This is a genomic window from Candidatus Cryosericum terrychapinii (assembly GCF_003570925.1).
In the GTDB taxonomy this organism is placed as follows: Bacteria; Caldisericota; Caldisericia; order Cryosericales; family Cryosericaceae; genus Cryosericum; species Cryosericum terrychapinii.
The window spans coordinates 20325-35585 of record NZ_QXIS01000001.1; the positions used below are offsets into that span (position 1 = coordinate 20325).

Sequence of the window (15261 nt, forward strand, 5' to 3'; positions counted from 1 at the left end):
AATCGTTCATCGGGTGTACTTCAGGAGGCGGCGTGAGAAAGGTTATAGAGTGTGTTCCCAACATCAGCGAAGGCCGGAACGCTGACAAGGTGGGCGCCATCGCGGGCGTCATCGAACGATCGGGAGCGAAACTGCTGGACCTGTCGTCCGACCCCAATCACAACCGGACCGTCATTACGTACGCAGGTGAGCCCCAGGCTGTCGCCGAAGCAGCATTCGACGTGGCCAAGGCGGCAATCGCAAGCATCGATCTGACGCAGCATCACGGCGAACACCCTCGTATGGGCGCCGTGGACGTTATCCCGTTCATTCCTGTCGGTGGCGTGACGATGGCGGAATGCTGCGAGATTGCGGAGCAGGTTGGCAAGCGTATCGGTCAGGAGCTGAACGTGCCCGTGTACCTGTATGCCGAGTCTGCCAGGGTACCACAGCGCCGCAAGCTGCCCACCATCCGTGAAGGGGAGTTCGAGGGCTTCGCCGAGAAGATCAAGGACCCAGCATGGCAGCCGGACTTTGGCCCCGCGGAACGTCATCCGACTGCGGGATGTGTCGCCGTGGGCGCGCGCAACTTTCTGATTGCGTACAACATCGACTTGGACACCAGCGATGTCACCATCGCCAACCGTATTGCCAAGAGCATGCGCGAGTCGTCGGGCGGTCTCATGAACGTGCAGGCCAGGGGCATCTTCCTCGAAGACAAGCAGAGGGCGCAGGTGTCGATGAACATCCTCAACTTCGCCACGACACCACTGTGCCGCGTGTTCGAGCTGGTCAAGATGGAGGCCGCGCGCTACGGCGTCGGCATCGTCGAGAGCGAACTTATCGGCCTGGCTCCGGCACAGGCGTTCATGGACGTGGCATCCTATTATCTTCAGTTGCCGGGGCTGAGCAGGGACGCTCTGGTCGAAACACGAATCTACGAGTAGTGTCGAAAACACGGGAGGAGAACGTCATGGCACAGCCGGTCATTGCAGACCTAGTCATCCGGAATATTGGTGAGCTGCTTACGATGAAGGGGGTGGACGATCCGGTCGTTGCACCCACCGTTGGGGACCTGGGTATCATCAAGCGTGGCGAGGTCGCCGTCAAGGACAGGAAGATCCTCTACGTGGGGACCAAGGACGGTGGTTCCTACGTCGTGGGTCCGCAGACGATGATCATCGACGCCGAGAACAAGGTCGTGTGTCCAGGGTTCGTCGACTCCCACACCCACGCCATCTTTGCCGGCACGCGCGAGGATGAGTTCCTCATGCGTCAGCAGGGCAAGTCCTATGCCGAGATTCAGGCAGTGGGCGGTGGCATCGTGAAGACCGTCCGGGCAACGCGCATGGCCAGCGAAGAGAAGCTGCGGGACTCGCTCAAGCGGAACATCTTCAAGCTGTCGCGCTATGGGTCGACCACGGCGGAGATCAAGAGCGGTTATGGCCTGAACACCGAGGAGGAGATCAAACTCCTGCGCGTCATCAAGGAAGTCGCGCTGGAAACGGACATCCTCATCGTCCCGACCTTGCTGGGGGCGCATGTCGTCCCTCCCGAATACGTCGCCAGGCGTCACAAGTACGTGGAACTCGTCGCGAGGGACATGATTCCCATGGTGCACGAGAACCATTTGGCGATCTTCGTCGACGTGTATGTAGACGAGGGAGCATTCACGATCGAAGAGGCTCGCGGCATCCTGACGGCCGCCCGTGACCATGACATGCCACGCAAGCTCCATGCCGACGAGATGGCGGATGACCACTGCGCCGAACTGGCAGCCGAGATGGGATGTGTCAGTGCCGATCACCTCATCTGGACCAGCGAGAAGGGGATGAAAGCCATGGCGAAGGAGGGTGTTGTCGCGACACTCATGCCGGGCGCCGTCCTTTCGCTGGGACGGACGAAGTTCGCGGATGCACGCGCGTTCATCGAGCATGGCGTTCCAGTCGCTCTTGCAACGGACTACAATCCGGGGACCTGCATGTGTCCCAACATGCTGCTCATCATGGCGCTGGGATGCCTGCACATGAAGATGACCGCCGAGGAAGTCATCGTCGCGGCGACCATCAACGGCGCCGCCGCCGTGGGTCGCGGCACGCAGACCGGTTCGCTGCGCGAGGGCAAGGACGCTGACCTGCTCGTCCTCGACATCGATACCTACAAGGAGATCCCCTATCGTTTCGGGGAGAACTTCGTCCGGTACGTCGTAGCTGGGGGAGGCGTCATCAAGGCTCCCAAGGTCTTCAAGAAGAAGTATTTCCAGGAGAGTTAGCGCGTACCATCCGGGACAGACCCGTCAGAGGGCGCCTGCACCCCATTGAATCGAAGCAGAGGAGAAGAACATGGCAAACGTGTTGCGTACGCCGCTGTACGACGAGCATGTGAAGCTCGGTGCAACGATGGTCGAGTTTGCGGGCTATGAGATGCCGATTCAATACACGAGCATCATCGAAGAGCACAAGGCCTGCCGCACGGCCGCGGGACTGTTTGACGTCTCGCACATGGGCGAGATCGAGGTCGAGGGACCGGATGCCGAGCAATTCGTGAGCTACATCTCCACGTGGAATGCAGCCCTGCTCGAGCCGTACGAGATCAAGTACGCCGAGTTTCTGTATCCGGAAGGGACGGTCGTCGATGACTTCTTTATCTACAAGTACAGTGCGACGAAGTTCCTGCTGGTCGTCAACGCCGGCAACTACGACAAAGACCTCGCATGGATCCTGGACCACAAACAGGGCGACATTACCATCACCGGAGCGACGGCCACGTATGCCGAAATAGCCCTCCAGGGGCCGAAGGCCGAGGACATCCTGAAAGGCATGACCCCTGCGGACATCGTGAACCTGAAGTACTTCCAGTTCCTGGAGACCACTGTTGCTGGACGCAAGTGCATCGTGTCGCGTACCGGCTACACGGGCGAGGACGGGTACGAGATCTACTTCGGTCCTGCAGAGGCATCATATCTGTGGAACACCATCCTGGAAGCCGGCAGGCCGTTCGGCCTCGTCCCCAACGGACTGGGTGCGCGTGATACGTTGCGCTTCGAGGTGTGCTACTGGTTGTATGGCCATGACCTTGACAACACCATAGCGCCGCTCGAATCCGGACAGAACTTCGTGATCAGCTGGGACCACGACTTTGTGGGCAAGTCCGCACTGTTGGCCATGAAAGAGAAGGGTGTCCCACGCAAGTGGATTGGCGTGAAGATGAACAGCAGGGCCATCCCGCGCAACGGGTTCGATTGCCTGGCAGGTGATGCGGCAGCGCCCGTCAAGATCGGCTACGTGACCAGTGGCAACTACTGTCCGACCCTGGGTGGCTCCTATGCCTTGTGCATGGTCGCAAAGGACGCGGTGAAGGTTGGCGATACGGTGTATATCTCGATTCGCGGAAAGGCCGAGGCAGGCATCGTGGTCAAGCGGCCGTTCATGCAGCCCAACGCCGGACACAAACACGACAGGTAGACAGGCGCACCATCGCGCGTGAGCGCTGAATTATCTGGAGGGAGGTACAGGACATGCTGAACGTAACGAAACGCGTGCAGAGGGCCGGCGGCGAGGGAGCCTTCCTCGTCATGGCCAAGGCGCAGGAACTGGAACGCCAGGGCAAGAGCATGATCTATATGCAGATCGGCGAACCCGACTTCAATACCCCCGAGAACATCAAGCAGGCCGGCATCCGGGCGATCGAGGAGAACTACACGCACTACTCGTCCACCATGGGACGTATGGACTTCCGCAAGGCGATCGCGGAGTACATCAGCAGGACCCGTGGCGTCCCAGTCACGGCTGAAGAGGTGCTGGTCAGCCCCGGCGCCAAGGATGTCCTCTACTCGGCGTGCATGACCCTGCTCGAGGACGGCGATGAGGCCATCTACCCCAATCCCTCGTATCCCATCTACGAGTCGATCATCAACATTTCCGGCGCCAAGTCTGTGCCTCTCCCCATCCTCGAGGAGAAGGACTTCGGCTTTGACCGCGACACCTTCGTCAAGCTGGTCTCGCCGCGCACCAAGCTTGTCGTCATCAACTCTCCAGCCAACCCCACCGGTGGCATCATCGCGCGCGAGGACCTGGAGCTGGTCGCCGAGATGGCCAAGAAGTATGACTTCTATGTTCTGTCGGACGAGATCTACTCGCGTCTGGTCTTCGAAGGTGAGCACTTTTCCATCGCGTCGCTCCCCGGGATGAAGGAACGCACGATCATCGTGGACGGCATGTCCAAGACCTACGCCATGACCGGGTGGCGCCTTGGCTATGCAGCCGGGCCGCGCGAGCTCATCGAGTGGATGTCCAAGATCATCGCCAATACGGCGTCCTGCACCGCCACGTTCACACAGATTGCCGGCATCGAAGCGTTGACCGGCCCGCAGGATGATGTGGAGACGATGCGACAGGAGTTCCTGGCTCGCCGCGAGATCATTGTCGAGGGACTCGACGCCATCCCCGGTGTCACCTGCCGCAAACCGCACGGCGCCTTTTATGTCTTCCCCAACGTCAAGAGCTTTGGCCGCTCATCCCAGGAGATCGCCGACCACTTGCTGTACAACGCCGGCGTAGCTTGCCTGGCGGGGCGTAGCTTCGGCTCGTTTGGCGAAGGCTATCTCCGCTTTTCCTACGCCACGTCACGCGAGAACATTGCCCTGGCGCTCGGGCGGATTCGCACGGCCTTGGCTGAACTGAAGTAGGAGCGAGCAACCAATCATGGATCCAATGCTGACGATCCAGGAACTGAAGCACCTTGCGACCGAGATCCGCAAGGACACGCTGCGCTCCATCACGGCGGCCGGTTCAGGGCATCCGGGTGGTTCGCTGTCGGCTGCCGACATTATGACGGCCCTCTACTTCCGGGCCGCCAACCTGAACAGCCCTACCGACCCCGACCGTGACCGCATCTTCTGGTCCAAGGGGCACATCGTGCCCCTGCTGTACACCCTACTTGCCTACAAGGGTTTCTTCCCAAAGGAAGAGCTCACAACATTGCGCAAGTTCGGCTCACGTCTCCAGGGACACCCCAAGAAGGATAGTCCTCCGGGCGTGGAGACGTCGGGCGGCTCGCTTGGCCAGGGGCTCTCCATCGCCGTGGGTGCAGCCTATGCTGCCCGGTACGACCATCTGCCGGTCCGTTCCTGGTGTCTCACTGGTGACGGAGAGATCCAGGAGGGCCAGATCTGGGAGGCACTGATGGCAGGTGCACACTTCAAGCTGGACAACCTGTGTGCCATCATCGACAACAACGGCTTGCAGATCGACGGCAAATGTTCCGACATCATGTGCATCGACGACGTTGCCGCCAAACTGCGCGCGTTCAACTGGCACGTCATCAGCATCGACGGCAACGATATGGAGCAGTGCGTGAACGCGCTGGACGAGGCGAAAACGGTCAAGGGACAGCCTACCGCCATCGTTGCGCATACCATCAAGGGCAAGGGCGTCTCGTTCATGGAGAACGTTGTCGGCTGGCATGGCAAGGCGCCGTCCCAGGATGAGCTGACTCAGGCCATCCGCGAGCTGGACGCACAGGAGTGTGAGTGACATGGCGACTGCACACAAGGACGTTTGCGGCACCCTCGAAGGCAAGGCGACTCGCTTCGGCTACTCCGATGGCCTGCTGATCCTGGGTACGACAGACCCGCGCGTGTTCGTGCTCGACGCCGACCTCGCCAAGTCGACCACGAGTGAACGTTTCAAGAAAGAGTTCCCCGACCGGTTCATCGACTGCGGCATCGCCGAGGCGAACATGGTCGGCATTGCCGCTGGGTTGTCGCTGATGGGCAAGGTCCCGTTCACGTCGACCTACGGCACGTTCATGGTTGATCGGGCGCTCGACCAGATACGGGTCACCGTCGCCTATGGCGAGCTGAACGTGAAGATCGTCGGCGCACACGGCGGCATCAGCGTCGGCCCTGACGGCGCCACGCACCAGGCCCTGGAAGATCTGGGCACTATGAGGATGCTGCCGCATATGACCGTCATCAACCCGTGTGACGTGAATGAAGCCCGCAAGGCCACGCTGGCGGTTGCCGCCATGCAGGGCCCGGTGTTCATCCGGCTTGGCCGTGAGTCGGTGCCTATCCTCACCGACGATGCTACGCCGTTCGAAATCGGCAAGGGCATCACGTTTGAGGACGGCGATGACGTCACCATCACCGCGACCGGCTACATGGTGTACGAGGCGCTGCTGGCGCACGAGGAACTGAAGAAGCAGGGCATCCATGCCCGCGTCCTGAACATCCATACCATCAAACCCATCGACCGGGAATTGCTCGTGAAGGCTGCTCGTGAGACGGGTGCTGTCGTCACCGCAGAGGAGCACCAGGTCATGGGAGGGTTCGGTTCCGCCGTGGCCGAGGTGCTGGTCCAGGATTGCCCGGTGCCTATGGAATTCGTGGGCATCAAGGACCGCTTCGGCGAATCCGGCACGCCTGACGAACTGCTCACGGCCTTCGGCTGCAGGGCGGCCAACATTGAACAAGCCGTGAAGGCAGTGCTTGCGCGTCGCAAGCGATAGCGCGAGTCCAGCTGTGAACATTCCGGCCTCCGCAGGCGTTTGACGCTTCTGTGGAGGCCGGTACACTGTCCTGATAACCGAAAACCATTCGTGCAAGGAGTCCATATGGGAGATATGCAAGGGAAACAGCGTGAATTGAAGCATCGCTCGCCCCTAGTGTGGGTGTTGGGAGCCGTCATCGTCGCAGCAGTCGTGTGGGGTGGATCGGCAGTGGTGACGCGTGGCAAGGTCAGCCCGACATCATGCCTGACCTCGCTGGCCCCCGGCAGCACTGTCTCACAGGCCGATAGCCTTCCAAGCGCCACCGAGGGACAGGAACCGTACGTGGTATGGAGCGCGTCGACAGAGGAACAGGGGTCTGTATCGACCCTGTACACTGCACGCATCCCCAATCCGGTTCAGTCATCCGGTCTGGCACGCGTCTTGCTTGCGCCGTCCTCGGTGTCGGTCGGCATAGTAGTTGATGAAAGCACGACTATCCAGGAAGTGCGCATCCTTGACCCTCGGATCCTGGTTGGCGCCCCCGGCACCTTGGCTTCGTTTCTGGAGGGGTTCAAGGGGATGTCCTTCTTTCAGGTTCTGACCGCGGCCGATGGGTTTGCCCCGGCGGGTGGAGGGGCACTGACCGCTCCAGTGTCGGCGCTGGTCAAGGACCTTGCGACGTCTGCGTACCTGCGTGATATGGGGAAAGAGGGCTTCGACCGCTTCATGGCCCAGGTCAACTCCCCGGGGCTGCGTCTCGATTTCCCGTTTCCGTACTTTGCGGCGACAACGTGGCAGGGAGATGCCTTCAACCTGGGCCAGCTGAACGGCAAGAAGGTGCTGGTAGCCTTCACTCAGCCAACCTGTGGCTCGTGTTTCGAAGCGACCATGACCCTGTTGAACACGCTTGTCGTGCGCAAGTTCGACGTCACGCCGGTTGTCTTCATTTTTGGTGACCCCCAGTTGGAGCCGGTTCAGCGGTTTGCGAAAGATGCTCCGGCGGGTACCATCCTCATCTCTGATCCCAACCTGGATCTGGCCCGGTCTGTCCATCAGACGCTGGCACCGTATGCTGTGATCCTGGACGAGCAGCACATCATTCGCTACAGCGGCAGTTCCGACGAGGGCAGCATGGTGTACCAGTACCTGGAACAGCTCGCAGGTGCCCAATGAATCGGTCCCGCTTCCTGAAGGGTCTGACCGGTGCCATGCTCGTGGTGCTGGTATGCGGCGTGTGGGGAGCACCCTTTGCGCATGCTGCCGTGCCTGCCACACCCCTGCACGTGGACAGTACCCCAGTCATCTACTACTACACCGAAGGGTGCAGCGAGTGCCAGGCAGTCGAGCAGTATCTGGACACGCTCTCTGCGAAATATGACTTCTACGTGTACAAGGAGGTGGATTCACTGGATGCCGCGGGCGCCAAGGTACGCTCAGCGCTCGATACCTCCTATGGCGTGCCTGACGCGCAGCGGGGGATCGCGCCGACGATCTTTGTTGGCGACAAGGTGTTCCTCAGGGAGCCCGCCATCAAGACTGGACTGGAACAGGCGCTGAAGTCGTCCACGCCTGCACTTCGTCAGCACTTGCTGGATGCTGAAGCAGCGGCTGAGAAAGGTGGTGGCAGCGAGCCCACGGATCTGTTCAAGACGTTCAGTGTCCTGACCGTCATCGGCGCAGGACTCCTGGATGGCATCAACCCCTGTGCGTTCGCAACCCTCATCTTCTTCATCAGCTACCTCATCATGCGGTCCAAATCCAGGCGCGACATCCTGTTCGTTGGGATGGCGTTTGCGGCAGGCGTCTTCCTGGCATATCTTGCCGCGGGCATGGGGCTGTACCAGGTCGTCTCCCGTGTGCCGTGGTTCTTCGCCCTCAGCAAATGGTTCTACCTCGTCATCGGCATCTTCGCCGCTGTGATTGCCGTGCTGTCGGTGCGCGACGCATGGCGCGCCCGGCATGGCGACCTGGGCGACATGACGCTGCAACTGCCGGAACGGAACAAGGGGATGATCCACAGACTCATCCGCAGTCAGGCACGCACCGGGTTCGTTGCCATCAGCGCCTTCCTTGTCGCGTTCCCTGTCTCGCTGTTCGAGTTCATGTGTACCGGGCAGACGTACCTGCCGACCATCGTGCTCATCTTCAGCCAGAACGTCCTCAAGCAGAGAGCCGCGCTGTTCCTGGTCATCTACAACTTGTTGTTCATTCTGCCGCTTGTCCTCATCACCGTCATTGCATATCTTGGCGTCACCAGTGACCATCTGGTCACGTGGCTCAAGAGGAATGCGGCGCCGGTCAAGGCGGCTACGGCCGTCCTCTTTGTTGCCCTCGCGGCGTTCCTCATCGTGCGGGCACTGACATTGTTTGGGGTGATACGATGAGAAGAAGCTACTCCTGTGGTATCCTGCGCCTTGTTGTTTTTCTGACCACCTGCACCATGATTGCGGCCGGTATTGCTGCGCCTGCAGCGAGCGCGCAGTCCAGCGCCGGGTTCGTCACGCTCAAGACCTTTCCTGCTGCCGTGACCGCCATCGGCACGCTGGGCGGGGCGACGCCGACGATCGTCGTGGCGACGCAAAACGCCGGCATCTACAGCATGTCGGGCACGTCGACGGTCTTCCGCAAACTGCCTGCCCAGCTGGACCTGATGAGAATCACCAGCATCGCCGTTCTCGATCCAGACCAGTGGCTCGTCGGCACCGATGGTGAGGGCCTGTGGCTCGTGAAAGGCGAAGGGATGTCGTTTGACCGCGTCACGACCCTGGATTGCACGCGCGTTGCGCGTATCGTGCCGGACCCCCGCGATCCTGATGCGCTGTTCATCCCGTCGCTTTGTACGGGCCTGCATTACTCGACGGACCGTGGTGTGACGTGGGAGACGGTAGGCAAGGGAATTACGTCGTTTCTCGTGACTGACGTCGTGCGTCTGGACGGCGATCGCATCGCCGTCGCCACCCAGGACGCAGGTGTGTTTGTGTCCGCCGACAACGGGACCTCGTATACCAAGACGCTCTGTCCTATCAAGAATGTGTCGTCGCTTGCCTGGGGTGCCACCACCAGGACGTTGTTCGCAGCAGGAGGAACGTTTATCGCGATGACCACGGACGCGGGGGCTCACTGGACGAGCCTGCCCAGTCCCGGCACAGTGACGTCGCTGGCGGCTCTGCCATTGGGTGCTGTTCTAGCTGGTACTGCCCAGCGTGGAGTGCTTCGCTGGGACGCCACGGCCAAGGGATGGCGCGACGTTGCCCAGGGTGCCGGCGTCACGTCGGCATTAGTCATGACCTGTACTACGACGACTCTGCTGATAGGTGGGTCCACGGGCGCTCTTGTACGTGCCGACCTCAGCACGCCTGTCGCAGCGCTAGCGCCGTCAGCGCTGGACCTTGGCAGCATCCCGGTCAACCAGGCACGCTCGGTGACGTTCGCTATCACCAACTTGAGTGTAGGCGCCCTGGACTGGCGCATCGAGAACGTTCCCGGCTATGTCACGGTGACGCCTCAGACAGGCAAGGGCAACGCGACCGTGATCGTCCGCATCGAAGGCGACAGCTTGGGCAAGGGGCCGTACCAGAGCTTGCTCAAAGTCGTGACGAACGGCGGTGACCAGGCGCTGACACTACGTTTTAGCGTTGCCGATGCCGCCTCGGTGCATATCGGGCTGACGGTCGGGAAGGCGACGGCAACGGTGGGTGACGGGGCGGTTACGCTGGATGCTGCGCCCTACATCGACAAGGCCAGCGGCCGTACTATGGTGCCGATGAGGTTCATCGGTGAGGCGTTTGGCGCCACGGTCACGTGGGACGCACCATCGCGCCGCGTGTTTGTCGAGACGAAGGGGTCGCTGAACCACAAGCCCCTGCTTATGATCATGACCATCAGTTCGAAGAAAGCAACGGTGAACGGCAAGGCAATGACCCTGGATGTCGCCCCTGCGATTGTCGCTGGTCGAACCTTCGTCCCTCTGCGGGTCATCTCCGAGGCGTTGGGCGCGGCTGTTACCTGGCATGCGGACACGCGCGCGGTGAGCATCGAGTACATGCCATAGCTGGCCAGTGTGCCGTGTGGGTACACCTGTGTGTACATACGGCACACTAGCGTGGGGTCGGACGGCCCGGTCAGGGGTCCGACCTTCCTCCTGGATGATTCTCGCAGTCGTTGGAACGCACTGTTGAAAATCCTTCGTCGCTCGTCCGTCATCACTTGGCATACATTGTGCATCCACCAAGACGGAAGAAGTCTGTCTTCGTTGTGTCTTCTCTTCTTCCGGCAGCCCGCAAGGGCAGCCGACGGTGAGCCAGAAGTGGCACCACCAGCGCCTTGACAACTGAATCGCACGCAAGATCTACTTCTACTATCGTTGTTCCACACGACCTGCCGTCCCAGTCTGGGTCGATAGGAAGCTTGCAGTCTGTACCAGGCGCTCGTGATTCATGAAGCGTCCACCGAGCGTCGTCAAGCTGGAGCGCGCCGTTTCCTTCCAGGAGAGCGTTCTGGGATTCGTCAGCTGGACCACCGAAGTCGCGCATGGATCAAAGGATGAGACACCACAGGATGTGGCAGCTTCTTAGCTACACAACGCGGGCTCCTGAGCAGTCTATTCGCAGATGACTGCCACACGACGTGGCATGTCGCGGCGTTCCGGTCGTGAAGCGTTCCAGGGCAACCCAGTCGGGGAAGGGATATGCCCGTTTACTGTTTCACTCAAACCGGTCGCACGATGGCGGGACTCCCGCGGCGCGCACACGCGCCAAATGGTCGTACACAACCAACAACTTCCTTCACACGACATCTCACACTCTAAAGGAGAGACAATGAAGAAGTTCCTGTCTATTTTCGTAGCGCTCGCAATGGTCTTCTCGCTCTTCGCGGGGACCTTTGCGCCGCGCGCGTCCGCCGCTGTCGGTCTGACGATCGACGCAACGAAGGACGTAGCCAAGATTACGACCTCGACCAACATCCAGTCGTACTTCACGAGTTTCCCGTCGCCACTTGTCTCAGCTGACATGCTGGCAGGCACGTATGTCTACAAGATGGGCGACACCATCCACGCCAACGTCGTGTTCGACACGACGACAGTGGGAGGGCAGTACCAGCTTGACCTGCTTGCCTGGAACGGAGCAGCCTATGCTACTATCGTTGACTCCGTTACGGCGTTCCAGACCACAGTTCAGTTGGCTGGTGCCGCTGAAGCCCTGAAGACGTATCCAGTGCAGATCGGCACGGGCAACGTCTCGTTCGACGGCCCCTACGTTCTGAGAGTAACAGAGACCGGCGGGGATGCCGAAGTCATTACCCTCCTTGCCCCTGTTTTCATTCAGTACAACCTGACCTGGAAGACCAGCACCATCAAGAGCTGCGCCCAGTTCAACACCATCGAGGGTTGGATCACCCGCGGCAACGGCCAGACGGTTCTGTCTCCCGTTATCGTCGGCATCACGTATCCGAATAGCACGATCGCTGCCTACTACACGGTAGCCAAGAACTCCTCTGGCCAGTTCTCGTTGACCTTCCCGGTCGACGGAACGACCCAGATCGGCGACTTCGCTCTTTTTGTTCGCGACTCCTATCCGACCAATCCATATGTCGTCCCTGCGGCCATAGCTCCTGACGTCACAAACGACACCGCTATGGATCCTGACAACGACGCGATGATCTATGACTACCTGACGAACGCGCCTGACATCTCGCTGACGGCCTCAACGTACTACAGCCCCGTGCTGCTGTACAAGAACCTCGCCAACCAGCCGCTCACCCTGCAGCTCGTCGACCAGAACGGCGCGTACGTTACCGGCGCCCTTCCGACCGGTGTGGACAACACTGGAACAAACGTCGTCACCAGCTTCCTTGAGGTTGCCCCTGGCTTCTATCGGTTCATTCTCCACACTTCGGCCACCGCGGTCGACGCCCGGTTTACGTTCACCAAGACCATCTATGGGTCCCCTGAGACCTCCAACATGGTCGTCATCAACCTGCGCGACCTCGGCCCATTCAACCCCTTCGTGGACGTGAACGCGACGGCCAGCCATACACCAGTCCTTGACTGTGAAACCGGCCGCTATGTCTACGACAAGCTGCCCTGCACCATCGGCAACGGCCTGGAAATCGCCGCCGGCATGTGGCAGGTTGCTGACACGGACAACTGGTACATCTACAATACCAACATCGACTCTTCTGACATCTGGGCTCCCAACGGCCCCGTCCGCCAGATTGGAACCTACACTCCTGAGTACACGGCCACCAAGCTCAAGGCCGCGCAGTACATCATCGAGCAGTCCGGCAAGATCACCGTCTCCGTGACTGCCACCATCTGGGAGCGTATCGACCACACATGCCCCGCCGGCGGATGGTATGGTGAGGGTTACATCGCTTCAGCCGACATGGCTACGAACGCCTGCTGCCACACGTATGAGAAGACGTTCGACATTTGCGAGGTCAAGTCCTGCACGCTCACCAGCGTCACGCTGGAGAACGGCGCACAGATCGACCCCACCAACATCACCGTGGGCAGCAAGGCCGACCTCGTGGTCAACGTGAGCGGCGCCAATGCTCCCGCCGGCCTGTCCTGCGGCTGCAATACGAAGCTCGTTCACATCTACATGGTCAAGCAGTGCTCGGGCCAGGTTGCTGCGGCCAAGCTCGACGACGCCTTCACGCTCGACACCTATGGTGGCGGCACGACGGACGTCACCGACCTCTGGTACAACGGCATCGCCGGCTCTGCGCTCAAGTACACTCCTGACGCGACATGGAGCCCCGACAAGTATGATACCACCGGCCTGAACATCAATCCGCCGGACGATGGTACTGTCCAGCTCCAAGTGACGACCCCGGGCGCTATCGTTATCGACAACTGCGAGAAGCTGACCTTCAAGGGCGTTACCTTCAACTATGGCAACGATCAGGATGCTCCATGCGGCTACCAGCTCGTCGTCGAAGTCTTCGGCCTTGACCGGTCGTTTGACGCCTGTGGCAACATGTTCGTCAGCTACCCGTTCATTAGCGAGACGCTGAACGACATCAGCATCAACCCGACTGTCACTACCCTGAGCTCCACGGCTACCATCATCGAAGCCGGCATCGACCCCACCGACATCCTCGCCGGCGTCCCTGCTCTCGTCGAGATCACCAGCCCGAGCTTCACCGTCGACACCCCCAGCTCCAGCTGGTCCGCCATTGACTGGACGATCACGCTTGGTGGCTCCGACATTACCGCCTATGGCATTTCCTTCACGGCCACCAAGATCGACACCGGGTATCGGTTCATCTTCAGCTGCCCGATGTGGAAAGCCGGCGATCTGGTCATCACCGGTACGAGCTACAAGACCTCCACTGGCTGTGACATCAAGCAGATCGTCACCGTCACGGAGAAAGTCGTCCTGCCCGCCTTCGACGTCAAGATCGGTCTTGCCGACGGCTCCATCATCGACAACGACCACATCATCACCGAAGGGCTCGTCGAGGACATCTACGTCGTCCCGACCGACCCGCGCGCTGACGGACATCACGACTTCACCACTGACCCGAACTGGAACCTCGCGGTAGTAGCCGTCAAGAATGCTTGCGGTCTGCCTACCTCCAAGGTTTGCGGCAGCACTCCTTCCGGCTGCACGACCCCCTCGCCCATCAGCGTCTACGGCCGTGACAACCCGCACATCGAGGACACGCCTCAGTTCATGCTTTACATGTCGTATGGTACCTGCTCCAACATGGTTACCATTGACACCTTCTCGCTCGTTGAGCCGACCGTCACCGTGTCGCCCACCGAGATTCCGTTCACGATTCCCGCCTCGGCCACGCACCTCGTCTTCACGGTCAAGGATGCTCATGCTCATGGCGCCCCTGGCGTCACGGTCACGATCTTCGGTACCACCAACCTTATCGGCGCGGGCGCATCCGGTTACTCCTACACTGCCGGCAGCGCTACCACTGACAAGAACGGCGAAGCTGACTGGGCGTTTGTTCCTCCGTACAGCGGAGACTATTCAGTCGGCATTTCCATGAATCCTCCGACCTGCTTCGTTCTTCCGTGCGGCTGGGCTGGGTTCGGTGCCAGCAAGACCATCAGTGCCAAGTACCAGGCTCCTGTCGTGGACACCACCGCTCCTGTGGTGACCCTCGCCACCGGTCTTGACGGTTCCACGGTTTCCTCCTCAACGCTCAACCTCACCGGCAAGGTCACCGACAATGTCGGCGTGACTCAACTCTTTGTCGGCTTCAACAAGGTTGATGTCCTTCCCGACGGTTCCTTCATGGTTGCTCTCAAGCTCGTCGAGGGCGAGAACACCATCACCGTCGTCGCTTATGACGCAGCCGGCAACAAGGGTACGACGACCGCCAAGGTCACCTACACGCCAGCCGTCAACACCAGTACAGTCCTCGTCCTGACCATCGGCGCGGACATCGTGTCTGTCAACGGCAAGGCTACGTCCATCGACGCCGCCCCTGAAATCGTCGCCAGCCGCACGTTCGTCCCGATCCGCTTCATCTCTGAGGCTTTTGGTGCCACCGTCGAGTGGCTGCCCGAGACCCAGGGCATCACCATCACGCTGGGCGACCATACCATCGGTCTCCAGATTGGGAACTCCACGGCAGTCATCGATGGTTCCATCATCTCCCTGCCTGCTGCTCCGTACATCAAGAACGGCCGCACCATGGTTCCCCTGAGAGTCATCTCCGAGTCCTTCGGTGGCGACGTTGTCTGGGATCCAGCCGCTCGTACCATCACGATCACCTACACTCCGTAACGGATCGTAGCTGAGCAACACCCGTACGACGAGGCCCCTG

Annotated in this window: 11 protein-coding genes; all 11 read left to right on the forward strand. The window is 60.4% G+C overall.

Features of this window, described 5'->3' with window-relative positions:
- Positions 1–32 precede the first annotated feature (32 nt).
- The 11 genes from ftcD to SMC7_RS00095 all read left to right on the forward strand — a co-directional run bounded on the left by ftcD (position 33) and on the right by SMC7_RS00095 (position 15221).
- On the forward strand, positions 33–926 hold the full coding sequence (ftcD, locus tag SMC7_RS00050) for a glutamate formimidoyltransferase (protein ID WP_119088348.1): 894 nt from the start codon (positions 33–35) through the stop codon (positions 924–926).
- A gap of 26 nt (positions 927–952) precedes the next feature.
- Positions 953–2251: an imidazolonepropionase gene (gene hutI, locus SMC7_RS00055; protein ID WP_119088349.1), complete on the forward strand. Its 1299-nt coding sequence runs from the start codon at positions 953–955 to the stop codon at positions 2249–2251.
- A gap of 70 nt (positions 2252–2321) precedes the next feature.
- Complete coding sequence (gene gcvT, locus SMC7_RS00060; RefSeq protein ID WP_119088350.1) at positions 2322–3443, forward strand: glycine cleavage system aminomethyltransferase GcvT; 1122 nt, start codon at positions 2322–2324, stop codon at positions 3441–3443.
- 53 nt (positions 3444–3496) lie between these two features.
- Positions 3497–4666, forward strand: a complete 1170-nt coding sequence (locus SMC7_RS00065; protein ID WP_165845007.1) for a pyridoxal phosphate-dependent aminotransferase — start codon at positions 3497–3499, stop codon at positions 4664–4666.
- A 16-nt stretch (positions 4667–4682) separates the two neighbouring features.
- Positions 4683–5513, forward strand: a complete 831-nt coding sequence (locus tag SMC7_RS00070; RefSeq protein ID WP_119088351.1) for a transketolase — start codon at positions 4683–4685, stop codon at positions 5511–5513.
- Position 5514: 1 nt separating this feature from the next.
- Positions 5515–6489 carry a transketolase family protein gene (locus SMC7_RS00075; RefSeq protein ID WP_119088352.1) on the forward strand — a complete coding sequence of 325 codons (975 nt, stop codon included), beginning with the start codon at positions 5515–5517 and terminating at the stop codon, positions 6487–6489.
- Positions 6490–6594: 105 nt separating this feature from the next.
- Positions 6595–7644 (forward strand): TlpA family protein disulfide reductase, encoded by a 1050-nt coding sequence (locus SMC7_RS00080; RefSeq protein WP_119088353.1) that lies wholly within the window; start codon positions 6595–6597, stop codon positions 7642–7644.
- Positions 7641–8855 (forward strand): hypothetical protein, encoded by a 1215-nt coding sequence (locus SMC7_RS00085; RefSeq protein WP_119088354.1) that lies wholly within the window; start codon positions 7641–7643, stop codon positions 8853–8855. Before SMC7_RS00080 ends, SMC7_RS00085 begins: the two co-directional genes overlap by 4 nt.
- Positions 8852–10522 carry a copper amine oxidase N-terminal domain-containing protein gene (locus SMC7_RS00090; protein WP_119088355.1) on the forward strand — a complete coding sequence of 557 codons (1671 nt, stop codon included), beginning with the start codon at positions 8852–8854 and terminating at the stop codon, positions 10520–10522. The genes SMC7_RS00085 and SMC7_RS00090 overlap by 4 nt, the downstream gene beginning before the upstream one ends.
- Before the next feature lie 385 nt (positions 10523–10907).
- Positions 10908–11045, forward strand: coding sequence for a hypothetical protein (locus SMC7_RS07295; protein ID WP_165845008.1), 138 nt, complete (start codon positions 10908–10910; stop codon positions 11043–11045).
- A 243-nt stretch (positions 11046–11288) separates the two neighbouring features.
- On the forward strand, positions 11289–15221 hold the full coding sequence (locus SMC7_RS00095) for a stalk domain-containing protein (protein ID WP_165845009.1): 3933 nt from the start codon (positions 11289–11291) through the stop codon (positions 15219–15221).
- The last annotated feature ends 40 nt before the right edge of the window (positions 15222–15261 follow it).

What these genes read in the sequence shown, in the direction of transcription:
- SMC7_RS00075 (WP_119088352.1), top strand. Translation starts at nt 5,515, where the DNA reads ATGGCGACTGCACACAAGGACGTTTGCGGCACCCTCGAAGGCAAGGCG.
- SMC7_RS00085 (WP_119088354.1), top strand. Translation starts at nt 7,641, where the DNA reads ATGAATCGGTCCCGCTTCCTGAAGGGTCTGACCGGTGCCATGCTCGTG.
- SMC7_RS00080 (WP_119088353.1), top strand. Translation starts at nt 6,595, where the DNA reads ATGGGAGATATGCAAGGGAAACAGCGTGAATTGAAGCATCGCTCGCCC.
- SMC7_RS00095 (WP_165845009.1), top strand. Translation starts at nt 11,289, where the DNA reads ATGAAGAAGTTCCTGTCTATTTTCGTAGCGCTCGCAATGGTCTTCTCG.
- SMC7_RS00070 (WP_119088351.1), top strand. Translation starts at nt 4,683, where the DNA reads ATGGATCCAATGCTGACGATCCAGGAACTGAAGCACCTTGCGACCGAG.
- SMC7_RS00065 (WP_165845007.1), top strand. Translation starts at nt 3,497, where the DNA reads ATGCTGAACGTAACGAAACGCGTGCAGAGGGCCGGCGGCGAGGGAGCC.
- SMC7_RS07295 (WP_165845008.1), top strand. Translation starts at nt 10,908, where the DNA reads ATGAAGCGTCCACCGAGCGTCGTCAAGCTGGAGCGCGCCGTTTCCTTC.
- gcvT (WP_119088350.1), top strand. Translation starts at nt 2,322, where the DNA reads ATGGCAAACGTGTTGCGTACGCCGCTGTACGACGAGCATGTGAAGCTC.
- SMC7_RS00090 (WP_119088355.1), top strand. Translation starts at nt 8,852, where the DNA reads ATGAGAAGAAGCTACTCCTGTGGTATCCTGCGCCTTGTTGTTTTTCTG.
- hutI (WP_119088349.1), top strand. Translation starts at nt 953, where the DNA reads ATGGCACAGCCGGTCATTGCAGACCTAGTCATCCGGAATATTGGTGAG.